The organism is Mycobacterium simiae (genome assembly GCF_008370645.1).
Taxonomy (GTDB): domain Bacteria; phylum Actinomycetota; class Actinomycetes; order Mycobacteriales; family Mycobacteriaceae; genus Mycobacterium; species Mycobacterium simiae_A.
Genome location: NZ_VTZN01000071.1, coordinates 1 through 24474, shown reverse-complemented (window position 1 = coordinate 24474; position 24474 = coordinate 1). Strand labels below are relative to the sequence as shown.

The 24474-nt window shown below is 64.2% G+C and carries 17 protein-coding genes, 1 tRNA gene and 2 pseudogenes; 9 read left to right on the top strand and 11 right to left on the bottom strand.

The window, feature by feature from the left end; genetic code table 11:
• Nucleotides 1–55: 55 nt before the first annotated feature.
• Nucleotides 56–1597, bottom strand: coding sequence for an amidase (locus F0Q45_RS13030; RefSeq protein WP_149654347.1), 1542 nt, complete (start codon nucleotides 1595–1597; stop codon nucleotides 56–58).
• Between the two features lie 209 nt (nucleotides 1598–1806).
• Between F0Q45_RS13030 and F0Q45_RS13025 the strand changes: the two genes are divergently transcribed.
• Entirely contained in the window at nucleotides 1807–6282 is a 4476-nt protein-coding gene (locus F0Q45_RS13025; RefSeq protein WP_149654349.1) for a non-ribosomal peptide synthetase, read from the top strand.
• A gap of 266 nt (nucleotides 6283–6548) precedes the next feature.
• Here F0Q45_RS13025 and F0Q45_RS13020 read toward each other — a convergent pair whose 3' ends face one another.
• The 3 genes from F0Q45_RS13020 to F0Q45_RS13010 all read right to left on the bottom strand — a co-directional run bounded on the left by F0Q45_RS13020 (nucleotide 6549) and on the right by F0Q45_RS13010 (nucleotide 7668).
• A complete protein-coding gene (locus F0Q45_RS13020; protein WP_149654346.1) occupies nucleotides 6549–6845 on the bottom strand; it encodes a hypothetical protein in 297 nt (98 codons plus the stop codon).
• A gap of 167 nt (nucleotides 6846–7012) precedes the next feature.
• The gene (locus tag F0Q45_RS13015) at nucleotides 7013–7402 is read right to left on the bottom strand and encodes a type II toxin-antitoxin system VapC family toxin (RefSeq protein WP_149654345.1); all 390 of its coding nucleotides are present in this window, start codon (nucleotides 7400–7402) and stop codon (nucleotides 7013–7015) included.
• A complete protein-coding gene (locus F0Q45_RS13010) occupies nucleotides 7399–7668 on the bottom strand; it encodes a hypothetical protein (RefSeq protein WP_149654344.1) in 270 nt (89 codons plus the stop codon). Before F0Q45_RS13010 ends, F0Q45_RS13015 begins: the two co-directional genes overlap by 4 nt.
• Before the next feature lie 162 nt (nucleotides 7669–7830).
• Between F0Q45_RS13010 and F0Q45_RS13005 the strand changes: the two are divergent.
• The 5 genes and pseudogenes from F0Q45_RS13005 to larC all read left to right on the top strand — a co-directional run bounded on the left by F0Q45_RS13005 (nucleotide 7831) and on the right by larC (nucleotide 13867).
• Nucleotides 7831–8291: pseudogene (locus F0Q45_RS13005) on the top strand (LysR family transcriptional regulator).
• Nucleotides 8292–8498: 207 nt separating this feature from the next.
• Nucleotides 8499–10226, top strand: coding sequence for a PE domain-containing protein (locus F0Q45_RS13000; protein ID WP_149654343.1), 1728 nt, complete (start codon nucleotides 8499–8501; stop codon nucleotides 10224–10226).
• A gap of 1003 nt (nucleotides 10227–11229) precedes the next feature.
• Nucleotides 11230–12027 carry an ATPase gene (locus F0Q45_RS12995; RefSeq protein WP_149654342.1) on the top strand — a complete coding sequence of 266 codons (798 nt, stop codon included), beginning with the start codon at nucleotides 11230–11232 and terminating at the stop codon, nucleotides 12025–12027.
• Nucleotides 12024–12680: a nickel pincer cofactor biosynthesis protein LarB gene (larB, locus tag F0Q45_RS12990; RefSeq protein ID WP_149654341.1), complete on the top strand. Its 657-nt coding sequence runs from the start codon at nucleotides 12024–12026 to the stop codon at nucleotides 12678–12680. The genes F0Q45_RS12995 and larB overlap by 4 nt, the downstream gene beginning before the upstream one ends.
• Entirely contained in the window at nucleotides 12665–13867 is a 1203-nt protein-coding gene (gene larC / locus F0Q45_RS12985; protein ID WP_223163905.1) for a nickel pincer cofactor biosynthesis protein LarC, read from the top strand. Before larB ends, larC begins: the two co-directional genes overlap by 16 nt.
• Here larC and F0Q45_RS12980 read toward each other — a convergent pair.
• The 5 genes from F0Q45_RS12980 to F0Q45_RS12960 all read right to left on the bottom strand — a co-directional run bounded on the left by F0Q45_RS12980 (nucleotide 13818) and on the right by F0Q45_RS12960 (nucleotide 18718).
• Nucleotides 13818–15344, bottom strand: coding sequence for an MFS transporter (locus F0Q45_RS12980; RefSeq protein ID WP_188112922.1), 1527 nt, complete (start codon nucleotides 15342–15344; stop codon nucleotides 13818–13820). The genes larC and F0Q45_RS12980 overlap by 50 nt on opposite strands.
• 321 nt (nucleotides 15345–15665) lie before the next feature.
• The gene (locus tag F0Q45_RS12975; protein ID WP_149654339.1) at nucleotides 15666–16364 is read right to left on the bottom strand and encodes an NYN domain-containing protein; all 699 of its coding nucleotides are present in this window, start codon (nucleotides 16362–16364) and stop codon (nucleotides 15666–15668) included.
• A gap of 402 nt (nucleotides 16365–16766) precedes the next feature.
• Nucleotides 16767–17771 (bottom strand): AAA family ATPase, encoded by a 1005-nt coding sequence (locus tag F0Q45_RS12970; RefSeq protein WP_188112921.1) that lies wholly within the window; start codon nucleotides 17769–17771, stop codon nucleotides 16767–16769.
• A gap of 119 nt (nucleotides 17772–17890) precedes the next feature.
• Nucleotides 17891–17962: transfer RNA gene (locus F0Q45_RS12965), tRNA-Thr, on the bottom strand.
• A 27-nt stretch (nucleotides 17963–17989) separates the two neighbouring features.
• Nucleotides 17990–18718 carry a hypothetical protein gene (locus tag F0Q45_RS12960; protein ID WP_149654337.1) on the bottom strand — a complete coding sequence of 243 codons (729 nt, stop codon included), beginning with the start codon at nucleotides 18716–18718 and terminating at the stop codon, nucleotides 17990–17992.
• A 183-nt stretch (nucleotides 18719–18901) separates the two neighbouring features.
• On the opposite strand from F0Q45_RS12960, the gene F0Q45_RS12955 reads away from it, so the two are divergent.
• Nucleotides 18902–19624, top strand: coding sequence for a response regulator transcription factor (locus F0Q45_RS12955; RefSeq protein ID WP_149654336.1), 723 nt, complete (start codon nucleotides 18902–18904; stop codon nucleotides 19622–19624).
• Between the two features lie 31 nt (nucleotides 19625–19655).
• Nucleotides 19656–21089: a sensor histidine kinase gene (locus tag F0Q45_RS12950; RefSeq protein ID WP_149654335.1), complete on the top strand. Its 1434-nt coding sequence runs from the start codon at nucleotides 19656–19658 to the stop codon at nucleotides 21087–21089.
• On the opposite strand, the gene F0Q45_RS12945 is transcribed toward F0Q45_RS12950, so the two are convergent.
• Together F0Q45_RS12945 and F0Q45_RS28630 are read right to left on the bottom strand one after the other, a co-directional pair.
• On the bottom strand, nucleotides 21077–21481 hold the full coding sequence (locus F0Q45_RS12945; RefSeq protein WP_149654334.1) for an HIT family protein: 405 nt from the start codon (nucleotides 21479–21481) through the stop codon (nucleotides 21077–21079). The genes F0Q45_RS12950 and F0Q45_RS12945 overlap by 13 nt on opposite strands.
• 52 nt (nucleotides 21482–21533) lie before the next feature.
• Nucleotides 21534–22894, bottom strand: a pseudogene (locus tag F0Q45_RS28630) (HNH endonuclease signature motif containing protein).
• A 313-nt stretch (nucleotides 22895–23207) separates the two neighbouring features.
• On the opposite strand from F0Q45_RS28630, the gene F0Q45_RS12935 reads away from it, so the two are divergent.
• Nucleotides 23208–24474: hypothetical protein (locus F0Q45_RS12935; protein ID WP_306439436.1), on the top strand; the 1267-nt coding region annotated here is incomplete at its 3' end.

Here is a 24474-nt window from a genome sequence, read left to right as displayed (position 1 = left end):
CCCGCGGCCGCAGGCAGCTAATTCGTCTAGCTCAAAGGACGTGGCCTGGCACGGCTCAAGCCGCGTCACCTCCACCGGCGGGTGCCGGCCGCGCATGACTCTCCTTTCCGGCCGCCGCAGGGGCCGGATGGCGATGCGCCCAGGGCCGGGCTGCTTCAAGCTGTGCTGCCAGCTGCAACAGATCACCATCGGCACCCAGCCGCCCAACGAACTGCACGCCCAGCGGTAGTCCGCCGTCCGTCCAGTACAGCGGCACGCTGATCGCGGGCCGTCCGGTCAGATTGGCCAGTTGGGTGTAAGGCACCCAGCCCAGGCTCTCCTGGATGAGGTGATCCAGGATGCCGCTGAGCGCCATCAGCTTTCCGCCACGCAACTTGCTCAGCAGCCGTGCCATCGTCTGGACGCGAGGTGACGTCGCCGTCGCCCCGATCCGTAGGGGCGGGGTGGCCAGGGTGGGAGTTAGGAAGTAGTCGTAGTCCTCGTGGAATGTCGCCAGAGACTGGATGTAATTGTTCCTATTCTCCAGCGCGACCATCGGCGCCAGCACACCGGCGGATCGGCCCAGTTCGCACATGCCCAGCGTGTCAGCCTCAAAGTCACTGTCGCGGGCGCCAAGTCGCTGTCTGATGGCGGCAACGTGCCAGTAGAGCTGAGCGAACCAGATAGTCAAAAAATCACGGGCCAACGCGGCGTCATCGTAGGGCGGATTGACTTCTTCGACGCGGTGACCCAGGTCGGTGAGCAGTCGTGCCGCGTCATCGACCGCGGCCACGGCTTCCCGGTCGGGATGAGCGTTGATTGTCGACGAGGTCGAAAAGCCGATCCGCAGGGTGCCCGGACGGTTTTTGATGTGTTCGGCGAACCGGCCGTCGGGAAGCGCAACCTGACAGCCGGCACGGGGGTTGGGCCCAATGATCGCGTCGTAGAGCGCGGCGCTATCGCGCGCGGTGCGCGAAACGACGCCCTGGACCGCCATGCCGAACATTGGCTCGCCGGTCTGCGGGCCGTACGGCGCCAGCCCTCGACTGGTCTTCAGGCCGACCAGCCCGTTGCAGGCGGCGGGAATGCGGATCGATCCGCCGCCGTCATTGGCCCCGGCCGCCGGAACAACGCCGGCGGCCACCGCCGCCGCCGAACCGCCCGACGACCCGCCCGGAGTGCGCTGCAGGTTCCACGGGTTGCGAGCCGGACCCCAGTACTCGGGCTCGGTCACGCCTTTAGCACCGAACTCGGGGGTGTTGGTCATGCCGAAGATCACCAGACCCGCATCTAAGAATCGCTGCGTGATCAGTGCGTGCCGCTGCGCGACGTCATTAGCGAGCGAGCGGGAGCCGCCTGAGGTGGGAAAGCCCTGGTACTCCTGATCGAGGTCTTTGATCAGAAATGGCACACCGGCGAACGCGCCGTGCAGCTGTGGATCGGCGGCTTGCCGGTCGGCCACTGCATCTAGGCGGCGAACGATAGCGTTCAACCGCGGATTGACCGCGTCGGCGCGCAGGCGCGCCACCGCAAGGAGTTCGGCCGGGGTGACCTGTTTGCGTTCGACTAGCTCGGCAAGGGCAGTCGCATCCAATGACATGTACTCGTCAAGGTGCATTGGCCGATCCTATGTCCGGGGCCGCTTGCGGTCTCCGGCCCACAATGTCGGGTGCATGCTGGCCGCTGGCACCACCTGGTCGGCGCGCCAACCTGCACTGTGATCATCGTTATGCTCAGCCCAAGAACCGAGGAGTACGTAGCTGATGACCGTTCACCCGTTCGACGATGAGGCATCCGGTGGCTCGAGGCCTAGCCAGCGTCGACACGATGCAGCGTGACGGCCGCGCGTTTGAGCTGACGCGCGGGCAGCTTGATATCTGGCTGGCCCAGGAGATCGGTGGCTCGCCCGCGGACTGGCAGGCCAGCATGTTCGTCGTGATTGCCGGCGTGATCAACCCCGATCTGCTCGAGCAGGCGATCCGCCAGGTGGTGGGGGAGGCCGAACCACTCAGAGTCGGTCTCCACGAGGTGGATGGTCAGGTTTTTCAGCGGGTCGTTCATGATCCCGAGGTAACGCTTCCATGCCATGACCTGAGCGACTCGCCGGATCCCGTCCGGGAGGCCTACCGCTTGGCGACGACCATCCAGCAGACACCGCTGCCGTGGGCTGGCCCACTGTTCAGGTTTGCGTTGTTTCGGACGCGGTCGGCCGAATTTTATTGGCTCATCTGCATTCACCATATTGTCATCGATGGATTCGCCTCAGTACTTTTTGCCAACCGCGTGGCGTCGGTGTATTCCGCGCTGGCTGCTGGAAAGCCAGCCACACCAGCGTGTTTCGGATCACTGCGGGACTTGGTCGAGTATGAGTCGACCTATCAGGAGTCCAGCGATTTCGTTGACGATATGGGCTATTGGCAGCGCAACCTGCCTCAGGACAATGCTGCGGATCAGCCGCTGCCTGCAGCTGCGCGCGATTCGCACTTGGCGTCGGCACCTGTCGAGCTGGCTCCCGTGGTGGTGGGCCAAGTCCGGGAGTTGGCGAAGACGCTGGGTGTTCGTGAATCCTCGGTTCTTACCGCCGCATGCGCACTTTTCGTGCGCGGCCGCCATACCGGTGGGTGGCAGGTGGTATTCAATTTTCCGGTCAGCAGACGAATAACTCCGCAGCTGAGGTCCTTTCCAGGAATGCTGGCCGGAATTGTGCCGCTGGTGCTGACGGTCTCTCCAGGGTCGGCGGTTGCTGAATTCTGCGGGCACGTGGATGCGAAGATTCGAGAAATATTGCGGCATCAGCGATTTCCGGCCGCGGGACGCTCCGCGGACAGGGTCAGTGTCAATTTCTTCCCATCGACCGCTATCGCGCCGTTTGATGACGCGCCCGCATCGGCGGTGTACACACATTTCGGCGGCATCGAGTATTTCGGGCTGGTGTTCACCAAACACGGAGACCGCCTGTCGTTGAGCACCGCGGGCGCCGGGCAACCCTTTTCAGATTTCGGGGTCGTCAACTTGGCCAACCGGATCGAGCAGCTGCTGATGGCCATGGCGCTCGATCCCGGGCTGTCGGTGTCGGCGATCGGCTTGCTCGACGAGCACGAGCGCGCGCAGCTCGAGACGTGGGGCAACCGCGCGGCTCTGGTTGGTCCGACACCGCCGATGTCGTCGGTTCCGGCGTTGTTTGCCGCTCAAGCCGCCCGTACCCCGCACGCGACAGCGGTCGTCTATGCCGACACCGCATTGACTTACCGACAACTGGACGCAACCAGCAACCAATTGGCGCACCTGTTGGCCGATCGCGGCGTGGGCGCTGGTGACGTGGTGGCGCTGCTGTTGCCCCGCGGCGGCCAGGCCATCGTCGCGATCCTGGCGGTGCTGAAAACCGGTGCGGCCTATCTGCCCATCGACCCGGCCCATCCGGAGGCCCGCATCACCTTCCTGCTGACGGACACCACGCCCGCGGTCGCGCTGACGACAGCCGAGCTGGCCCACCGGCTCGACTTCGAGAACTTGCGGGTTATCGATGTCGACGACCCCACCATCGCCACCCAACCCGACACGGCGTTGCCGGCACCGGCTGCAGACAACATCGCCTACGTTCTCTACACCTCCGGCACCACCGGGTTGCCCAAAGGTGTTGCGGTCACGCATCGCAACATCACCCGGCTACTGTCCTCGCTGGCTGCGCATCTGACCTACGCGCCGGGCCAGGTGTGGACTCAATTCCATTCGTACGCTTTCGATTTCTCGGTCTGGGAAATCTGGGGCGCCCTGCTGCATGGCGGGCGGTTGGTCGTGATTCCCGAGCAGCTGACGCGCTCCCCCGACGAGCTGCTTGCCTTGTTGGTGACAGAACAGGTCAACGTGCTCAGCCAAACTCCGTCGGCTTTCTATGCCTTGCAGGACGTCGCCGCGGCCCGTCCCGAGTTGGGCCGCAGGCTGAGGTTGGAAGCGGTGGTCTTCGGTGGCGAGGCCTTGCAGCCGCAGCGATTGGGCTCCTGGCGGGCGCTGCATCCGCGGGGGCCGCGATTGATCAACATGTATGGCATCACCGAGACCACGGTGCATGCGTCGGTGCGCGAGATCCGCGAAGAGGACACGCACCGTGCGGTGAGCCCAATCGGCACCCCATTGTCCGACCTCGCCTTCTTCGTCCTCGATCAGTGGTTGCAGCCGGTGCCCGCAGGTGTGGTGGGGGAGTTGTATATCGCCGGCGATCAGGTGGCGGGCGGGTATTGGCGTCGCACGGCGTTAACGGCATCGCGGTTTGTGGCTTGCCCGTTCGGTGGTGCGGCTGCGCCGGGAAGGCGTATGTATCGCACCGGTGATCTGGTGTGCTGGAGCCCCGATGGGCAGCTGCAGTACCTGGGCCGCTCCGACGCACAGGTCAAAATTCGTGGGTATCGCATCGAACCGGGCGAAGTTGCCGCCGCGCTGTCGCAGTTGCCGGGGGTGAGCGACGCGGTGGTGATCGCCCGTGAGGACCATCCCGGCGACAAACGCCTGGTGGGTTACCTCACCGGTCCGGCCGACCCGGCCGTGGCCCGAGAAGCGCTCGCCGCCCGCTTGCCGCCCTATCTGGTTCCGGCGGCGATCGTCGTCCTCGATCGGCTGCCGTTGACCGTGAACGGCAAACTCGACACCGCGGCCTTGCCCGCCCCCGACTACACCGGCCACGGGAGCCAGCGCCCCACTACAGCAGTCGAGGAAATCCTGGCCGGCATCTACGCCGATGTGTTGGGTCTTGACCACGTCGGTGTCGACCAATCGTTCTTCGATCTGGGTGGGAACTCGCTGCTGGCCATGCGGGTCATCGCCGAAGTCAATACCACCCTGGAAACCGAACTCTCGGTGCGCGGGTTATTCGACGCGCCGACGATCGCCGAGCTAGCGCTGGGCATCCGCGCCGGATCGACCCAGCTGCCCGCGTTGGTGCCGGTGCCGCGACCCGCGGTGGTGCCCTTATCGTTTGCCCAAGAGCGGATGTGGACCGTCAACCAGGAGCGCGGAGGGTCGCCGGTCTTCAACATCCCTTGGTCGCTGCGATTGCGCGGCAGGCTCGCAGTCGAGGCGCTGCGGCTGGCGCTGGCCGACGTGGTGGACCGCCACGAAACCCTGCGCACCGTCTATCCCACCGACGCCGACGTGCCGCACCAGGTCGTCTTGCCCGCCGCCCACGCCGACTTCGGCTGGTGCGTCATCGATGCCACGACCTGGCCTGCTGAGCGGCTCGACCAAGCGATAGCCCTCCACGCGCGGCACAGCTTCGACCTGGCCACGCAGATTCCGTTATTCGTCCAGCTTTACCGCCTGGGCAACGACGACCATCTGCTGGCCATCACCGTGCACCACATCGCCGCCGATGGCTGGTCACTGGCCCCGCTGGCCGCCGACCTCGACGTTGCCTACCGCAGTCGATGCGCCGGAGCAGCGCCTGGCTGGGATCCGCTGCCGGTCCAGTACGTCGACTACACGCTGTGGCAACGCGCCTACCTGGGCGACGTCGATGATCCGCACAGCACCCTGGCCGCTCATCTGCGCTATTGGCAGGAAACCCTCGCCGGTATCCCCGAACGGGTGGCGCTGCCCAGCGCGCTGCCCTGCCCGACCGCTCCCGACAACCGCGGCGACACGGTGAAAGTGCGCTGGCCAGCGGCCCTGCATCGGCAGATCACGCACTTGGCGCGCCAGCATCACGTCACCAGCTTCATGGTGGTGCACGCGGGGTTGGCCGCGCTGCTCGCCGCACTCACCGCCAGCACTGACATCCCCGTCGGTGTCGGCGTCGCCGGACGCAACCACCCGGCCCTGGATGACTTGGTCGGCGTCTTCGTCAACTCCGTGGTGTTGCGCATCGAGGTCGCCGATGACCCCACCTTCGCGCAGTTGCTGGCCCAGGTGCGCAGCCGCACTCTTCAGGCTTTCGACCACCAGGACATGCCCTACGGAATCCTCGTTGACCGGGTCAACGCCGCCCGATCGCTGCCTCCGCAACCGCTTATCCAGGTGATGCTGGGCTGGCAAAACAACAAGCCCGCCGCGTCGGTCCTGGGTGCACTCGAAGTGACGTCCGTGCCACTGCACACGTCGGACGCCCGCATGGACCTGTTGTTTTCGCTTGCCGAAGAGTTCACGGCCAGCGGCGAGCCCGCAGGCATCAGCGGCGCCGTGGAATACCGCACCACGGTGTTTACCGCCACAGCGATCGAGGCCATGATCGACCGACTGGAGCGGCTCCTGACGGAGTTGACCGCCGACTCGCAGCGGCGGCTGTCGTCGGTGGACATACTTGACGAGCGCTAGCTGGCGCTATGGCGGTGGCCCGAGACTTGTCTTCGGTCGGGGTGAATCGGCAGGCGGTGGCGGTTCTGTCATTGCGATGCATCGGTCTTGGGGGTCTTGGGGGTCTTGGGGACCTCACTAGCACTAACGCCGGCTGGCGGGGCGTCCTGGGTCCCGGGGTGAAATGTCGTGGTCAGGGGTCGGCTGAGTTCGAATTGGTTGCCGTCGATGTCGTAGCACCACACGAACTCGTTGTTGGCGTTGCGGCGGAACTCGCCGACCTCGACTCATCTTTCAATGAGCTTGCGCCGCACGGGTTCAAGGTCTGCCTTCGGGACTGCCGCAACGTAGCTGTTACGGTCGTTTTCGGCCGGAACCTGCGTCTGGGCACTGGGAAGCTGCCATAGCGAGAAGACCGAACCGGCGATGGTGTAGACCGCGATGGGATGATCCGGCCCGTCGGGGCCCAGGTGAATTGGCTCCAGCCCCAGCCGCTTGCGATATCCGCGCGTTGAGGCGGCGACATCGCGCACCCGCAAGACGGTCGCGACCATGGATACATCGTCGAAGATGCTGGTTGTCATCGCGGTCCTCGATTCTCGCCGACCCGGTGCCCAAATGCAATGTCGCAGCGCCTCGGGTCGACCGGTGCGCGGCTCGGGGGTGGCGCGCGGTTGTTCTTTCGACAAGGACGCTGCGCCGGTTGGCGCTAGGACTCGTCTGCGGTTTCGGCATGTCGTGCCGCCTGGTCTTAAGCGTGAGTTGCAATCGCGAGGCCAAGTTCGGCCGCGCGAGCAGCAAGCGGTGCATCGAAGGTGGCGATCGCCGCGTTATGGTGCTGGGCGGCGTACAACACACAACAGTCGGGCATCTTGAGCTTGGTCGCGGCCCGCAGCTCTCCCAGTCGTCGCGCGGCATCGGCGCGAAGTTCGAGTGTGTGGATCTGCAACCGGGTGAGTAGCTGGTGGAGGCGATCACTGTGGCGCGCGCGAGCGGCGCCGGCGTAGACCTCGGCCAGGGTGATCACGCTTGCAGCGAAGGTGTCGGTCAGATGGGACTTCAGCAGAGCCGCAGCCTGACCGTGATGGGCGTCGGCCGGTTCGAAGTGCCCGATCAATACGCTGGCGTCCAGGATGATCACTCGGGCCAGTCCTCGCGTAGCTCCTTGAGGTAGTTGGGACCGAAGACCCCGGCTAATCCACCAGCGGTGGCCTCCACCGCCTGCAAACGCGACTGCTCGGCTGCTGCGTACCTGTGCACGAGGGCATTTCGGCCGGCCAGAATCAACTGCCGCAACAGGGCACCAGGCTTCTCGGCCAGCTCGGGCCATGCCCTACGTGCACATTCCAGTGCGTCGGCGATGTCATCGGTTTCGGTGATCGCGTAACGCCGGTGAGCCGTAGGCATCGCCCTAGTGTAACACTTAACTATCCAGGTGTTACACCTGGCGGCGTGCCGCCCGTCTCGGTGCGGCCGCGGCTGAACACTACTTTGGGCGGCCGACCTATCTCGCCTGTGATCGTCGGTCGCCGCGGCGACCTGTGTGAACCCCTGATCGGAGGCCACCCGTTGAACGTCCGGCAGCTCAAATTCTTCCTCGCCGTCGTCGACTATGGGGGCTTTGGCAAGGCGGCCGAGCAGCTGCTGATCGCTCAGCCATCGCTTTCGCAGTCCATCGCGGGGTTTGAACGAGAACTGGGGATGCCATTGTTTCACCGGGTCGGGCGCGGGGTGGTGCTCAGCGATGCCGGCAAGGCGCGCTCGTCGATGACATCCTCGCCCAAGGTATTTCAGTCACTATCGGCGCCAAGGTCGCCCACCGCACCTCGATCTTGCCCATGGGGCTCAACGGCATCGGTCGGGCCGTGCTGCCGTCGTTTTGGACGCCATCGGCGCAGCGGGCGGGCGCGCGGGTGCAGCGCATCGTCGCCGAGACCTACCTCCACGTGGCTGCCGTGAGCCGCCGCAGCCACCTGACCGCCCCGGCTGCGGCCCTGGTGAGTGCGGCTCGCCGCTACAGCGAGCGTTAGGGCCCCCGCCAGCCCGACACGCGCCGAGATTGACGCCAGCGCGCAAAAAGGCGAGTCAGCGTGACGCTAATGTCGGTCTCGGCGCAGGACCCCCGCGGGTCGCGAAAACTTAGCCGCAGCTAGTTGTTCCATTCTTTTCGATATCCGCGCCATTTCCGGCGGGGGACTCCATGATGGCTAGTACGCGATTAGTACGAGGGGTAGGCGATGTCATTTGTGCTCGTGGGGCCGGACGTGTTGGAGACGGCCGCGGCGGATCTGGCGCGGATCGGTTCAGCGGCAATAGACGGCAACTTGGCCGCAGTCATTCCGACGACTGAGGTGGCGGCGGCGGCCGCCGACGAGGTGTCGGCGGCCATTGCGGCGCTGTTCGGCGCACACGCTCAGGAGTATCAGGCGGCGGCGGCGCAAGCGGCGACGTACCACGCACAGTTTGTGCGCACTGTGGGGGCGGCAGCGGCGTCGTATGCGGGTGCAGAGGCGATCATCGCCGCTGATCTCGGTGCCGCCGTTTCCCAGGGATTCCAGACGGCGGTCTATGGCCCGCTTCACGCTACCGGCCAAGCATGGATCAGCAGCCCGTTCAGCCAGCTGCTCGCCCCGATCATCAATGCCCCCACCGGTCTGTTGTTCAAGCGCGATCTGATCGGCAACGGAGCTGCCGGGACCGCGGCAAACCCCACCGGCGGCGCCGGCGGTTTCCTGTTCGGCGACGGCGGGGCCGGCTATACCCCCACGGGGGGCATGGGCGCCGTGGCCGGGGGCAAGGGCGGAAGTGCCGGGTTGATCGGCAATGGCGGCCCTGGTGGTGGCGGCTTTGGCGGCGGCATCGGCGGCACGGGTGGCACCGGCGGATTGCTGATCGGCAACGGCGGCAGCGGCGGAGTCGGCGCTCCAGGCGGTGCGGGCGGCCAAGCCTTGTTGTTCGGCACTGGAGGCCTTGGCGGGGCTGGCGCGCCGAGTGGTCGCGGCGGCCTGTTCATCGGCGACCCCATCAACGTCGCGAACTGGCTCAACCCGCCCATCGGAAACCAGCAGTCGATCGTCATCGACTTCGCGCGGCACGGGCAGACTACAGCCAACGTGGCGGGCTTGATGGATACCGCGATACCGGGAGCCAATCTCACTGCGGTAGGCATTCAACAAGCGCAAGACGTCGCCAACGTACTGGCGCCGCAGGGCCCTTATGCCGGGTTGTTCGCGTCGCAGTTGGCCAGAACACAGGAGACCGCCGCGCCGTTGGCTGCCTTGCTGGGGATGAGCCCGCAAATCTTGCCCGGGCTCAACGAAATCAATGCCGGGATCTTCGAAGACTTTCCGCAGCTAAGCCCGGCGGGTGTGCTCTATCTCGTCGGGCCGATCGCCTGGACGTTCGGCTATCCGATCGTGCCGATGCTGAACCCGGGCTCCATCGACTTCAACGGGGTAGTTTTCGGCCAGAACTTCAACGGTGCGGTGCAAACGATGTACGACACCGCACTAGCGAACCCGGTGACGGCGGCAGACGGCAACATCACCGTGGTCTCATACTCCAGCGCATTCACGATTGGGGTCGGGACGATGATGACCGTCGACAACCCCAATCCCCTACTCCTGCTTACCCATCCGCTGCCCAACACCGGAACTGTCGTGGTGCAGGGCAATCCCACCGGGGGCTGGACGATGGTCAGCTGGGACGGAATACCGGTGCCGCCGGCGTCATTGCCGACTGAGCTTTTCGTCGACGTACGCAACCTCATCACCGCGCCGCAAATTGCGGCCTTCGACATTGGCTGGTCCCTTTTCACCGGCGATCCGGCGACGATTGTGAACGCGCTGCGGGAGGGTATCGACGAAGTCGGCACGGCGGTGGTCCAGTTCCCGATTGCGGTGGCCGAGGACGTGATTCACGCTGTGTGGGGCCTGTCGAACGAGTTGCCCGCTCTGGTCCCGTAACCGCGACCGAGTGCCGTAACGGTACTACGGCCTATTCACAAAGGGGCAGATCGCCCATCAGGACCGGTGTCGCGCGAAAGAAACTCTACGTTGCTTGAGGAGCGCAGGACCAGGGTCACCGGGGGTGTCAGATGTCGCTTGTGATCACAGTCCCGAAGATAATGACCAAGGCGGCAACAGATTCGCGAACATCGACTCGACGGTCAGCTCAGCCAACGCGCCGGCAGTAGCGGCCACGGCGGGGTGATCGGTACGGTCTGCGGCCGATTGGCCTGGGTTTCGGGCGCTCCAGATTCCTTTTGACGGGATCTTGTTCCCCCGCGTGGCATAACCGGGACATTGGTGTGGTTGTGCCTGCCCATTGTGCGGAGGAAATCTTGTGAACTTTGTGTCGCAACAACTCGCGCTGGTGACCACACCGCCATCGGCGTGCTAATGAACCTCGAGTTCTTGCGCAGCAATCGTCTTCGAATTGCACGACGATAGCCGCGGGTGGGTGGTCCGGTGCAATGAGCGAAATCCTTTTTGACTACTGGGCGACGCGGGGTCGACGGCGCCAGCAGATATTGCGCCCGGACGCGCCGGCGGAGGGAGTTTGCTCCTGCTCGGAGCCCAGCTCGGTATGCCGAGTTCTCGGTTCCAACCCTTCCAACCTAATGTCGCTGGGATTCGGATGAGCATAAAAACATAGGTAATAGTTGCGTAGAGCACTAGTATTCATGCACAATGCTAATGGTGCTGAGTAGCTCGCTCGGATTCCGCGGAGATTTGTAAAGCAGGTCAGTGTGGCATCCGCAGCCGAGGGATCGGTGCTAACCGGACCAGTTCGCCGCTCCCGGACAGCTATAACCAGGCCGCCTGCCGCGCAAACTAGCGGCGATTTGCCACTTGTTCGTGGCCCTGGATGCCAGCGTTCGCTTGTACGGCCACCGAGGGCCGTCAATGTGACAGCAACATGCCAATGATCAGAGGAAAAAGGAATGGGTTTCGAAGGCTCCAGTTCATGACAATAACTCGACTACACCGTGTTTTGGAGGCGATACCCACCCGCATCGTCGCGTGCAGCGGCGGCGTGGACAGTCTGCTGCTCGCTACGGTCGCCCACCGAGCGTCGCCGCATTCCACAGTCGTAGCCCACGCCGTCACGCCAGCTGTTCCCGCCGCGGCCACGGCCCGGGTAATCGAACGCGCCGAGACCGAGAATTGGACACTTCAGTTGGTCCGTTCCAAGGAGTTCGAAGACCAGCGTTATCTTGCCAACCCGCGTAACCGCTGCTATTTCTGCAAGAGCCACCTATACGCCGCGATCCGCGGATTGCCGACGCGCGCCGGCGCAACAATGTTGAGCGGCGCCAATATCGACGATCTCGGCGAGTACCGGCCCGGCCTGGTCGCCGCCAGCGAGAACGGAGTCCGGCACCCGTACGTCGAAGCGGATCTTGGGAAACAAGACATCCGGTCTATCTCCCGCAAGTTGGGACTGGATTTCGCGGATCTGCCCGCATCTCCATGTTTGGCCAGTCGCCTCTATACGGATACCACCGTGACGCCGTCGCGGCTTCGCTCAATCGAAATCGGAGAAAACCTGTTGCGCCTGTTGACTGGAATCGATGTCGTCCGATGCCGGCTGCGTGAGGACGTCGTGCTGATTGAGGTCACGGCCGAAGGCCACGCACGAGTCACCGACGAGGTCATCGACCGGGTGGCCGCTGCCATGCGCCAGGTAGAACCATCGCTGTCCGGAGTCTTCCTGGACGACAAGCCATATCGTCCCGGTCGCGCCCTGGCGGTTCTGCAGTGACCATTCGCTATGACTACGCCAGGCTTGCGCGCGTAGGGATGCCCGAGGCGACGTTCTGCCTCAACAAGACGACGAGCCAGCTACGCGCCATCGTGACCGAGTTGGTCGAACGTCCCGACAATCCAGTTCTGTTTACCCGAATGAGCGATTCGCAATACCATGCCGTCCGGGAATTGGCCGGGCAATCACTGGTATACGACGCGGAGTCGGCAACCGCGGTCATGCACGGTTGCCTACCGCCGCGGGACGGTACTGTGGCTGTTGTCACCGCCGGCACATCGGATATCCCCGTCGCCGCCGAAGCCTGTCGGACGCTTGAGTTCCTTGGCTTCACAGCCGCTTGCATCTTCGACGTTGGTGTTGCCGGTCTCTGGCGTCTGTTGGAGAGGGTTGATGAAATCGCCACCTATGATGTCGTGATCGTGGTGGCCGGAATGGATGCCGCACTCGCCTCGGTCGTCGGCGGGCTCACCGGCCAGCCGATTATCGCTGTGCCCACGTCGACCGGTTACGGCGCGGCCGCCGACGGGGAAACCGCGCTTCGCTCGATGCTGACCAGCTGTGCTCAGGGCATCACCGTGACGAACATCGACAACGGGTTCGGGGCCGCGTGTGCAGCGAACCGAATCCTTCTGGCTTGGAAGCGAGCATGATCGGCTGGATCGATGCCCGAGCCGGGGTGAGCGGCGAGATGCTGCTAGGCGCTCTTGTCGACGCTGGGGTGCCGTTGGACCTGTTGCAGACGACTGTCGGGAAACTTGGCCTCGGTGTCACGCTCACGTCGACGACATGCGAGCGGGGCGGCATCGGCACCACCAAGGTGGACGTGGTTGCCGACGAGAACCCACCCATCCGGTACCTCGTTGAGATTCAACGGCTGCTCGACCGCGTTGAAGAACCCGTTCGAACGACCGCCGGCGCCATCTTTTGTCGACTGGCTGAGGCCGAGTCGCGTGTGTACCGAATTCCCGTGGAAGGAGTTCACTTCCACAACGTCGGCGCGACCCTCGCTTGCGTGGTTGGCGCAGCGTCCGGGTTCCATCAGTTGGGGCTTGAGTCGCTGCACTGTTCGCCCGTCGGCGTTGGCAGCGGAACATCCCAGGGTGCGCATGGCCCACTGCTGACGCCGGCGGTCCTAGAGCTACTCAGAGGCGCCTCGGTTGCCACCGGCCCCCTCATGCCGGAATGCGCCACACCTACGGGCGCAGCGGTGCTCGCGACGCTGGTGACGGATTGGGGTGAGATGCCCCCGCTCGTCATCGGTCGTTTGGGATACGGTGCAGGCCAAAGCAATCCGAGCGAAGTGGCCAACGTGCTGCGCATTGTCGTCGGCGAGTTGGTCGACCAACCGCACCACACCGTGCTGCTCGAAACCAATGTGGACGACCTCGACCCAAGGGTATGGCCGTACGTCATTGAGCTCCTGTTCGACGCCGGCGCACACGATGCCTGGCTCACCCCGATCATCATGAAGAAGGGTCGGCCCGCCCACACGCTGTCAGTGCTAGCACCCGGTCGACGTGCGGCCGATCTTCGCGCAGTCATATTCCGCGAGACCAGCACGATCGGTTTGCGAGAAACGACAGTGCCCAAGCATCACATGTTAGCCAGGTCCGAGAGCCTTGTTCAGGTTGGCGGACAGCCAATACGGATCAAGACCGCCCGGCTCGACGGTGAAGCCGTTAATGTGAACCCGGAGTGGCGAGATGTTGTGGCCGCCGCGCAAGCGCTCGGACAACCGGCAAAGCAGGTGTTAGCGCAAGCTCGGTTGGCGGCATCCGATGACAGCATCAGGGCCGCTGTTGAGCTATGGGATGAAACCCTGTCGTCACCCACCTGATCACCCAGAACCGGTGCCTTGACGTCCGTGTATGCGAAGGACCGTCGTCCGCCACCGGCGTCGGCGAAAACCCGCTCGAAATACTCGGCACCAATGCCCCTTCTGATGAACGGCTTTCGATGGCTGCGCCAAGTGTGTGCCCTGGGGTTCGCGATGAGGCCAGGAATGCCGCGACCGCAAAAACGAGCGCGACCGCGAGGAAGATCCACGGGAGCGCCCGGCCAAGGGTGAACAACGAGGAGAACAGTCCAGGACCGACGGCGATGGCTATGCCCCACGACAATGAGTAGACCGCCGAATGGCGACCGGCCTTGCCTCGCGGCACGAAACTCAACATGACTTTCAATGCTGTGGCTCCCCAGGTGGCTGCGGCCAGGCCGAAAAGGATCACGGCCGCCCCCAACAGTGCGGTCCGGCCAGCGGCGTCGACGGCGACCATGGTAGTAAGCGCAGTGAATGCGATTCCGAGCAGGCCAGCGGCTAGAGCCAATAGACGCAGCCCGGACCGACGGCGGCCCCATTTGGTGGCCAGTGGCGCCAAGGCCGCGATCAGAGTGCACGCCAGCAGGTAGGCGACTGGCGGAGCCCAAGGCGGGAAGCCCAGCTCGAGCAGATACACCGGCAGTATCGAGTCGAATCCGACGCTCGCTAAGGCGAGGACAAAAACCGCGGCCACGAACACCACGAATTGACGTTGGGCCAACACGTCGCGGTAGCGGCCCACGCCGTTTTCGTCACGGTGCTGGGTTTTGTAGTCGAAGCGGCGTAGTCGCCAGAACAGTAGGCCACACACCGCGAAGCTGACTGTGTTCGCGATAACGATGAAGCTCCAGAAAAGCCCACTGCCTCGAGCGGCCCAGATTCCCAGCGAGGCGATCAGCCCACCGATCCCAAGACCGATACTGCGCATTGCGCTGATCAACGAAAACAGGCCGACGCGAGCATCCTCCGACGGAGCTAACGCACTTACCATCCCAGGGTGCGCCACCCAGAAAAGTCGTCCGGCGAAGCTCACCGCCACCGCAATGATCACTAGGGACGCAAAAGTGTCGGCAGCCAAGTAGCAGGGGAAGGCAATCACCCTAATCAGCGAACTCAGTGTCGCCGTGCGAAACGGCCCGATACGGTCGACGACAACCCCGGTCACCAGGCCGCCGATCAGTAGCGAGACGAGGCTGCCCATGGTTAGCGCGGTACCCGCATCGGCGAGCTTCATGCCGCGTCCATACGTGAAGAACAGCAGCGCGAACGGAATCCATAAACCGTTACCGATGGTATCGATGACCATCGCAGTCAGGTAGCCGAGGTGGTAGGACCGCCGCGCGACCATGCTGCGCAAACCGCCCTGGCCGCATTCGCGGAATGTCCTCCGATTGCCACCGAGTAGACCAGGGGTGATGTTTCCGAATTTGGCGAAGAACTTCGGCGCCACCGCGTAGGCGTTGTCGAGGTGGCCGATAGCCGGGTGCCGGTGCACTCTACCGACTGGGGCCATACATCGCGGAGGAGGCGGAGGAGAAGAAGCCTGCCGAAAAGTACCCCGCGGCGGCAAGCGTGTTCCAGGCTGCCGTTGTGGCGCTGGAATGCGGCTCCCCAGAGTGGGCTGTCGGTGCTAGCGCCCCGAAATCCATTGTCGTTTCCTCCGATTAATCGCCGCGTTGTGGTCATGTTGGCTGGTATGGGCGGCCAAGTAAGCGGCGCTGGCGTCCGGGGCCATGAACAGTTAGCGCATCGACCCAGCTTGAACACTGACCGCCTGGTACAGCTTCCCGTCAGTGCCATCTGTCGGCGGCGAGAATCACCTCAGTGGTCGAAGCAGCGGCTGCCGCATTGACATGCGTTCTTGCAGATCTCTGCGCAGTCCAAGCGAGTTATTCAGCACCGGGATTAGTATGAATGAATAATAGTGCTTCACGCGACTATTGTCTACGCGTCTAATTGTGGGTGGGATCACCGCGGTGACGATGCCGGGCCACGTCAGAGCGAGATCAGAGTCATTTGAGATGACGATTGCGGCCTCGACATCACCGCGAAAGATGTCAGCAAGGAGATGCGTCGCGACGTTGGCGTCGGAGCCTTTCTCCTCACGGTTTCGAACCGTCACCATGAACACATCGTCGTTCGCGTTAGTGACCCTGGTGATCGGGAGGCCCTTCCAGGTCTCGGCGCCTGACGGCACAACCAATTTGGCGCGACCATCGGGTAGCTCCTCAGCGAGTGGCAACCTCTTCGGCCAAGCCACGTAGTAGCCCAGCTCCAAGACATCGATAGAACCGTGCTCGCGGAGCGCCTTGATGTAGACGGATTGGTCTGCAAAAGCCCCGGGATTATCAGTCTGGTCAACGTAAGCAGTGCAGTACACGATGCGTTCAACAGCGGCGCTGTGCCACCGGCAAAGACCGGCGGCTAACGCCCGTATGTCTAGCCAGCGCCAGCCCGCAGTCCCGCGGCCCCAGTGTCCCCGCATGCCGTAGTACAGGTTGAACGGCGTCAACATAGACGCCAACTTTCACATCGGTAACGATAGCGTGAAGCGCGACATTGCCCAGAGAACGCGACATCGCCCAAGAGAAAGAAAAGACCCAGCCCTACGGAAAGGACTGGGTTGGTAATGCCAAACGTATGCCCACGGATGCCGGCGTGCCAACTACCACCTGCCCCACGTGTCACACTAGCCACTCGTGCTATATCCCAACTTGTCAGGTGGCCCATTTGGTAACACCTTCGTCATAGCCCTGTACAGTAGCCAGCCGTCGCCGCCCGAAACCAACCCCACAGCGGCAACCGGCCTTGGTTAACGGTGCCGATCATGTACCCCAACCATCGATCCGTCGTCACGTCGTTACACTTCTCCGCCAGCCGGTGCAGCACGGGCGCGGGGCCAAGGACCAACGCGGATTTATAGTTGTACGGGTTCCACCACGTTCGGGTGTCCAAAGACGTGGGGCCGGCAGGACCGACAGGCCTGGCTTTGCCCCGTCATCCGCGGACCTGTCGCGCTTCGCGTGCTGACGCAAGTTGGTGAGGTCGTCGCTGCCACCGTTGGCGACGCTGATGGTGTGGTCGACCTGGGTGGCGGTGATGGTGCAGCGGGGTCAGCGTATTTGACATCGGTAGCCGTCGCGTTCGAGCGCCTTGACGCGATTGTGCTTCCACACGGTGGTGTTGGTCCTGACGATGCGGTGCGCGGCGACGCCTTCCAGCCGGCGTGATCAGGGCAGCGAGAGTGGCCGACGACACGGTTGCGGCAACCGGCGAACGAGCAGTACTTGGGTACCAGGCCCTTGCACGGGTCCAACACCACCATGGTGATCTTCTGCTCGCTGATCACCTTCTCGATGGCGGGCAAGTCGAGAGGAAACACCAAAACCCCTGTGCCGGAATCGGTTTCCACATCGACGAAGAAGATCTTGGACATGTCGGCGCCGTTGGCGATCAGGCGGGGTGCCTGGGCATGCTCTCGCGACTCTTCAGATCCGATCCACAGCACTTTGCCGCCCATATGGGTTTCCCGGGCAGCCCAGCTCGCAGCGACAGTCGACTTACCCTTGCCCTCCCGAGCGGCCAACACGTTGATCACGTCACGTAGAACGAGGGCGGGCTCCCACCAGATCGTTTTCTTGGTCCGCACCTGGTTGCCGGCGGTGAGAACAAGCCGCCGATAAGGATCTGCATCGGCGGTCTCAACCGTCACCAGCTCGTTGAGCGTTCGGCCAGCCGAATAGTGGTCCGAGAAGTCCTTGCCCACGGCGGCTTCAACGATGCGCACCGAGGGGGCAATACCACTGAGCTGCTTGGCGACCAGCTCCGCGTGCTTACGTCCGGCGGAGTCGCGATCGGCTATGACGACAACGTCTATGCCCCGCAGTACATCCCAGTCGTATCCAGTCGTTTTGACCAACACCCTGAGGCGCCGCATAACCATCCGCAGCCTCTACGGCAAGCACGTCCTTTTCGCCCTCGACGACGTAGACGGTCGAAGCACCGCCCAGCCGCAGCGACCGGCATTTCTGCTGGTGAGAGAGCCCCCTGTCAGGATTGAACTGACGACCGCTCGCTTACAAGGCGAGTGCTCTACCACTGAGCTAAGGAGGCCGGTTTAACCGGTGCCAGCCTAACCCGTCACTCTTCGCTGTCGACGACGCGCTGTGAGCGCACCGGCCGCGACGGTGAGCGCCGCGGCGGCCGACGGCCGGGCAGCGGGATGCGCTCGGCGATGCTGCTCAGCGGGTTGACCACCATGGTGAGGGCGATGACGGCGTCTTGCAGGGTAGCGATCGCGGGCTCCAGCGCCTCCATGCCGGGAGCTAGCCGGGCCAGCGTGTCAGCCACGTCGGTGAGTTGTTCGAGCGGTCCGTTCTTGGCGGTCAGCTTGTCGATCAGACCGCCTTCGGCCAGCAACCGGTCGGCTAACCCGTCCTCGGCCAGCACCCGCTCGATCAGGCCGTCCTCGGCGACCAGTTGATCGGCCAATCCACCCGGCTGCAGCGCGCGCTGCATGGCGCCGCCCTCGGCGGTGAGTCGGTCCAGCAACCCGCCTGGCGCGGTCAGCAGGTCGACCACCCCGCCCGGTCGCAAGAACCGGTCCACCGGGCCGTCGGGCGCGATCGCGCGGCCCAGCGGTGCGTCTTCGTCAAAAAGCTTGGCCAGCCGATTGGCCCGCACGATCGCATCTTCGATGCCGAGCACGCTGGCCATCGCGTTGGAGCCGGCGTCGCTGCCGGCCTCGCCCAGCGCCCGCTTGGCCAGACCAACTGCCGTGCCGGCCAGGTTGAGGCTGGTTTCCGCGGCGGCAAGACCGGCGCGGGCGGGCGCGGTCGCGATGTCCACGAGGGTTTTGCCGAGTTGCATCCTGGCAGTCTATTCACGAGGCGCGCCGATAGGTGGGTACGGGTTTCAGGATTCTTGCGTGTGGGTCGAAGCTGATCTGATGACTCCTGGCAGACTGTTAGCAGTCGGCTGGCAACGAGCTCTCAGGAAGTATTCAATGAACGTGAAGCTAATGTTCAACTATCTCCGGCAGGCGTCGCCCTCATGACGGCGGTAAACCCGGGGGAGACCCCGACGCCGGAAGCTCGGGTCCTCGTCGTCGACGATGAGGCCAGCATCGTGGAACTGCTCTCGGTGAGCCTGAAGTTCCAAGGATTCGAGGTGCACACGGCCACCAATGGAGTGCAGGCGCTGGACCGAGCCCGGGAAGCCCGGCCCGACGCGTTGATCCTCGACGTGATGATGCCCGGAATGGACGGTTTCGGGCTGCTGCGCCGGTTGCGCGCCGACGGCATCGACGCCCCGGCGCTGTTTCTGACGGCTCGAGATTCACTGCAGGACAAGATCGCCGGCCTCACGTTGGGCGGCGACGATTATGTGACCAAGCCGTTCAGCCTGGAGGAGGTGGTTGCCCGGCTTCGGGTCATTCTGCGGCGCGCCGGCAAAGGCAAGGCCGAACCTCGCAATGCCCGCCTGACGTTTGCTGATATCGAGCTCGACGAGGAGACCCACGAGGTGTGGAAGGCCGGCGAGCCGGTGTCCCTGTCGCCCACCGAGTTCACCTTGCTGCGCTACTTCGTTATCAACGCCGGCACCGTGTTGAGCAAGCCCAAGATCCTCGACCACGTCTGGCGCTACGACTTCGGCGGCGACGTCAACGTGGTTGAGTCCTACGTCTCGTATCTACGTCGCAAGATCGATACCGGGGAAAAGCGGCTGCTGCACACCTTGCGCGGGGTGGGTTATGTATTGCGGGAGCCGCGATGAGCCCACTCCCCTGCCACGCCAGGTAGAAAACATGGCCGACCGTTTTCGACGTGGGGTTCCGCTACGGGTTGGCTTGGTCGCAGCGACCCTGGCTCTCGTGCTGTGTGGTCTGCTGGCGTCGGGGGTGGCGGTCACCTCGATCCTGCGGCACAGCCTGATCAGCCGGATCGACTCGACGCTGCTCGATGCTTCACGGACCTGGGCGCAGGCCCCGTGGAAGCATTCGGTGTCGGACGGGCAAGGTCCCGATCCTGCTCGGCCGCCGTCGAAGTTCTACGTGCGCGGCATCAGCCCCGACGGCCGCATCATGACTGCTATCAACGACCGTAATTCCGAGCCGGCGTTGCCGCCCGGCAATGACGTGGGTCCTGACCCGACGACACTGCCCTCGGTCAACGGCTCGGATATCGAGTGGCGCGCGGTCTCGGTGCGCGGACCGCAGGGCGGTCTGGCCACTGTGGCCATCGATCTGTCCGACGTCCAGCACACGGTGCGATCGTTGGTCTGGCTGCAGATCGGCATTGGGGCTGCCGTACTGGTTGTCGTCGGTATCGCCGGGTACGTGGTGGTGCGCCGCAGTCTCAAGCCGTTGGTCGAAGTCGAACAGACCGCCGCGGCGATCGCTGCCGGACAGCTGGATCGCCGGGTTCGCGAACGCGATCCTCGGACCGAGGTGGGCCGACTTTCCTTGGCGCTCAACGGCATGCTGTCCCAAATCCAGCAGGCGGTGGCGGACTCGGAGTCGTCGGCTGAAAAGGCACGCAATTCAGAGGACCGCATGCGGCGATTCATTACCGACGCTAGCCACGAACTGCGCACTCCGCTTACCACCATTCGCGGCTTCGCAGAGCTGTATCGGCAGGGCGCCGCGAGCGATGTTTCCATGCTGCTGTCGCGGATCGAGAGCGAAGCCAGCCGGATGGGCCTGTTGGTTGATGATCTGCTGATGTTGGCCCGCCTGGACGCCCAACGCCCGCTGGAGCGTAGCCAGGTGGACCTGCTGGTGTTAGCCGCTGACGCGGTGCACGACGCACGAGCAGTCGACCCCAAACGCACGATCACCCTCGACGTCCTTGACGGTCCAGGAACCCCGGAGGTGTTCGGAGACGAGCCCCGGCTGCGTCAGGTGCTGAGCAATCTGGTCGCGAATGCGCTGCGGCACACGCCGGAGAGCGCCGACGTGACCGTACGGGTCGGCACCCAGGGCGACGACGCGCTGCTCGAAGTGGCTGACCAGGGGCCAGGCATGACACCGGAGGACGCGTCGAGGGTATTCGAGCGGTTCTACCGCACCGATTCGTCGCGTGCGCGTGCTAGTGGAGGGACGGGCCTCGGGCTCTCGATCGTCGACTCCTTGGTCAAGGCGCACGGGGGTGCCGTCACGGTGGTGACGGCACCGGGGGAAGGGTGCTGCTTCCGCGTCACCCTGCCGCGCGTGTGTGCGGTACCCGCTCAGATCAGTTGAGCCAGTGCCGCCTTGATCTTGGCCTGTGCTTCGTCGAGCGATTCCGGTGATGGGTTGCGGTCGACGTTGGCAAATCCGAAGTCACTCAAGTGGCGGGTGGGAAACACATGGATATGCAGATGGGGAACCTCCAACCCGGCGATGATCACGCCGGCACGCTCGGTTCTAAACGCCGTACACACAGCCTTGCCGATAAGCTGGCTGACCTGCATCACGCGGGCAAACACCGCGCCGTCCACATCCTGCCAGTGATCGATCTCGGCGCGCGGCACCACCAGCGTGTGGCCTGGGGTCATCGGTTCGATCGTCAGGAAAGCGACGACGTCGTCGTCCTCGTAGACGAAGCGGCCCGGAAGTTCTCGGTTGATGATCTTGGTGAAGATCGACGCCATGCTTGAAGCATATGTGTGCGTCGATTGGCCCGAGCGCGCCGCACGTTCGTGGTCATGTCTCCGACATGTGGTCTTCGTCGTCGTCATCCCCCGTCGCGCAGGAGTTTCTCGGGGTGGTGAAAGGTGTTGGTGCGGGGTTGGCCACGATCGAGATGGGGTGGGGGTAGCCATTCGGTGTCGCCGTGGGTGTTTTTGCGGGTGGTCCAGCCGCCGGGGGACAGCATGCGGTGGTTGGTTCCGCAGGCCAAGGTGAGGTCATTGACGTCGGTGGTGCCGGTGATGGCGTAGTCGGTGCAATGGTGGACCTCGCAGTAGTAGCTCTTGACATCACAGCCCGAGGCCGAACAGCCGCGCTCCTTGGCGTACAACACAATCCGCTGCCCCGGCGAGGCCAAGCGTTTGCTGTGGTAGAGCGCCAACGCCTTGCCGTGGTCAAAGATCGCCAGGTAGTGCCGCGCGTGGCGGGCCAGCCGGATCACATCGCTCATCGGCAGCAGGGTCCCCCGCCGGTCAGGCCGGTGCCGGCGGCGGCCTCCAACTCGGCCAACGTGGTGGACACGACGATCGACGCCGGTAAGCCGTTGTGCTGCATCAACTCTCCAGAGGCCAACAACGCGCGCAGCCCAGCGTTGAGGGCATCATGATTACGGTGCGCAGCCGAACGGGTATCACGCTGAATCACCTCTTGCGACGGCGCTCCCTCGACCACCGGGTTGTCGTCTTCGGGGTGACACATCCCGGGAGCGGCCAGCTTGCCCAACACGGCTTCGCCGGTAGCACGCAGCTCGGGGGTGATCAGCCCCCGCAACTCCGACATGCCGTCGGCGTGCTGATTACCCAACGTCAGCCCCGCGCCGCCGCACGCGGTCCTCATCGTTGTAGGTGCCGTCAGGGTTGAGGCAATCGGCGATCGTGTCGGCCAGCCCGGCCAGCTGCTCGGGTCGAAACTGGCTGCCCTGCCGCGCTAACTGGGCTTCGGCTTGCTCGCGGGTGGCGTGGTCTACTCAGCCGGGCAGCGGCTGGCAGAAGCGGCGGATCACCTTAATGTGCTCGGCGCCGAGCTTTCCGGTTTTCTGGGCCGCGGCGGTGGCAGCCAGCACCGGCGCGATCGGTTCGCCGCTCAGCGCGCGCCGCGGCCCCAGATCGGCGGCCTCGTTGCTGCGCCGGGCGGCCGAAGCGCGGCTGATCAGCGTCCACTCGGCGATCGCATGCGACAGTTTGCCGCCCAGTTCTTCGGCGGTGGCCTGGCGGGCCAGGTTGTTGATCAGCTGATGCTCGGGCACCGGCAACCGCCGGCGCACCGTCTCACAGCGCCCCAGCAGCGCCAACCACTCCGGCGTGGTCAACGCATCAAAATCCAGACCCACCACCACATCGACCGCAGCATCAAGGGCAGCAAAAAGCAGCAGTGATCGCCTAGCGATCGACCACACCGCCAACACCCATAACCCCAAATCTATCGGATACCTCCGACAAAAAGCCCTGCCGAGAAACCACTGAAACGAAAGTGGCGCAAGTTGTTTCAGGCCAACCGGCATTGCCATGATGAACGGCTTGAGATCTCGAAGCGAAATCGTTAACACACTGTGGCCGTACCGTTTTCCGCGATCACCAAAATCCCAGGTGACCCAACACACGGGAGGGGACCTTGGCGCGGTTACCCGCGGCGGCGCTGGCTGTCCCGACGGCATTTCTCACCGCATGTGCCATTTCCCTTCTGCCCACGATGATTTGGCGATCCATACCGCCCACCGCACAGGCAGCAGCCAGTTTCGGCCCGCTGGCGCCGCCCAACCCGTTCATGGCGCCTAATGGCCTGGCATCCATGCACAACGACGCCGGATCGGCGGACGCAGGGCCGCTCCCCGGGCCCGGTGCCCGGCTCTCGCCGATATTCGCTTACCCGCTCTTAGCGGCCTGCCCGACCATCACGCAGGGCACTGATGGCCTGGTGCTGGCATTGTGCACCTCCGACATCACCCAGGTCCCGATAGTGCACCTGATCGATCCGGGCGGCATTGCCCCGCAAGTAATTCCGCTGGCCAGCCTGGAAGTCGCCAAAGGTGGCCTGCTCGGCGGAGTCTACGCATACCTGGACAACAATAACCAGCTGGTGATGATCGACGGCACCAACCACCTGCTGCGCATCGCGCACGCCAAGGACAGCAAGGGCTGTTGGCGGCTGGTTGTCACCGAGTCCACCGACCTGTCCAGCGCGATACCGCCCGGCGACCAATCCGTCGGCGTGGTCCCGGACTATCTGGGCAACGTCTGGTTCGCCACCGGCGGCGGTGTCGTCGGCGTGGCCAAGGCCGATGGCGGCGCTGTCAGCCTGCAGCTACCCGCCGGTGAGCAAGTGGCCAACAGTATCTCAGCAGCACCGAGCAACCGGGTCGGGGTAGCCACCACCTACGCCCTCTACGAACTCAACCTCGACGGCGGCGGCAAGCCGCAGGTGCTGTGGCGCCAGGCCTATGACCGCGGACCGGGCCGCAAGCCCGGGCAGCTGAGCTGGGGAACAGGTTCCACACCAACGTATTTCGGTCCGACCGGAGCCGATTACCTGACCATCGTCGACAATGCCGACCCATTGGTGCACGCGCTGATCTACCAATCGGGTACCGGGACGCTGGTGTGCGAGCAACCGGTGCTAACTCAGGGCGGGCCGGGTAGCGAGAACTCCCCCATCGGGGTCGGGAACTCGATGTTCATCGCCAGCACCTACGGCTACCCCTACCCCGCGGTTCCGGCCGGTGCCGGTCCGGCAATCCCGCCGACGGCGCCGTTCGTCGGCGGAATGACCAGGGTGGACGTCGAGCCCGCCGGGTGTCGCACCGTGTGGGACAGCCGAACTCGCAGCGCCGCGTTGCCGCACTTGTCCACCGCTGACGGTCTGATCTACACCATCACGCGAATCGGATTGGACAACACCACACCGCTGGACATCTTCGCCTTCGCCATCATCGACCCAAACAACGGGAAAGTGCTACTGC

What these genes read in the sequence shown, in the direction of transcription:
- F0Q45_RS12995 (WP_149654342.1), top strand. Translation starts at nt 11,230, where the DNA reads ATGACAATAACTCGACTACACCGTGTTTTGGAGGCGATACCCACCCGC.
- F0Q45_RS13020 (WP_149654346.1), bottom strand. Translation starts at nt 6,845, where the DNA reads ATGACAACCAGCATCTTCGACGATGTATCCATGGTCGCGACCGTCTTG.
- F0Q45_RS12975 (WP_149654339.1), bottom strand. Translation starts at nt 16,364, where the DNA reads ATGTTGACGCCGTTCAACCTGTACTACGGCATGCGGGGACACTGGGGC.
- F0Q45_RS13030 (WP_149654347.1), bottom strand. Translation starts at nt 1,597, where the DNA reads ATGCACCTTGACGAGTACATGTCATTGGATGCGACTGCCCTTGCCGAG.
- F0Q45_RS12955 (WP_149654336.1), top strand. Translation starts at nt 18,902, where the DNA reads ATGACGGCGGTAAACCCGGGGGAGACCCCGACGCCGGAAGCTCGGGTC.
- F0Q45_RS12950 (WP_149654335.1), top strand. Translation starts at nt 19,656, where the DNA reads ATGGCCGACCGTTTTCGACGTGGGGTTCCGCTACGGGTTGGCTTGGTC.
- F0Q45_RS13025 (WP_149654349.1), top strand. Translation starts at nt 1,807, where the DNA reads ATGCAGCGTGACGGCCGCGCGTTTGAGCTGACGCGCGGGCAGCTTGAT.
- F0Q45_RS13010 (WP_149654344.1), bottom strand. Translation starts at nt 7,668, where the DNA reads ATGCCTACGGCTCACCGGCGTTACGCGATCACCGAAACCGATGACATC.
- F0Q45_RS12945 (WP_149654334.1), bottom strand. Translation starts at nt 21,481, where the DNA reads ATGGCGTCGATCTTCACCAAGATCATCAACCGAGAACTTCCGGGCCGC.
- F0Q45_RS13000 (WP_149654343.1), top strand. Translation starts at nt 8,499, where the DNA reads ATGTCATTTGTGCTCGTGGGGCCGGACGTGTTGGAGACGGCCGCGGCG.
- F0Q45_RS12960 (WP_149654337.1), bottom strand. Translation starts at nt 18,718, where the DNA reads ATGCAACTCGGCAAAACCCTCGTGGACATCGCGACCGCGCCCGCCCGC.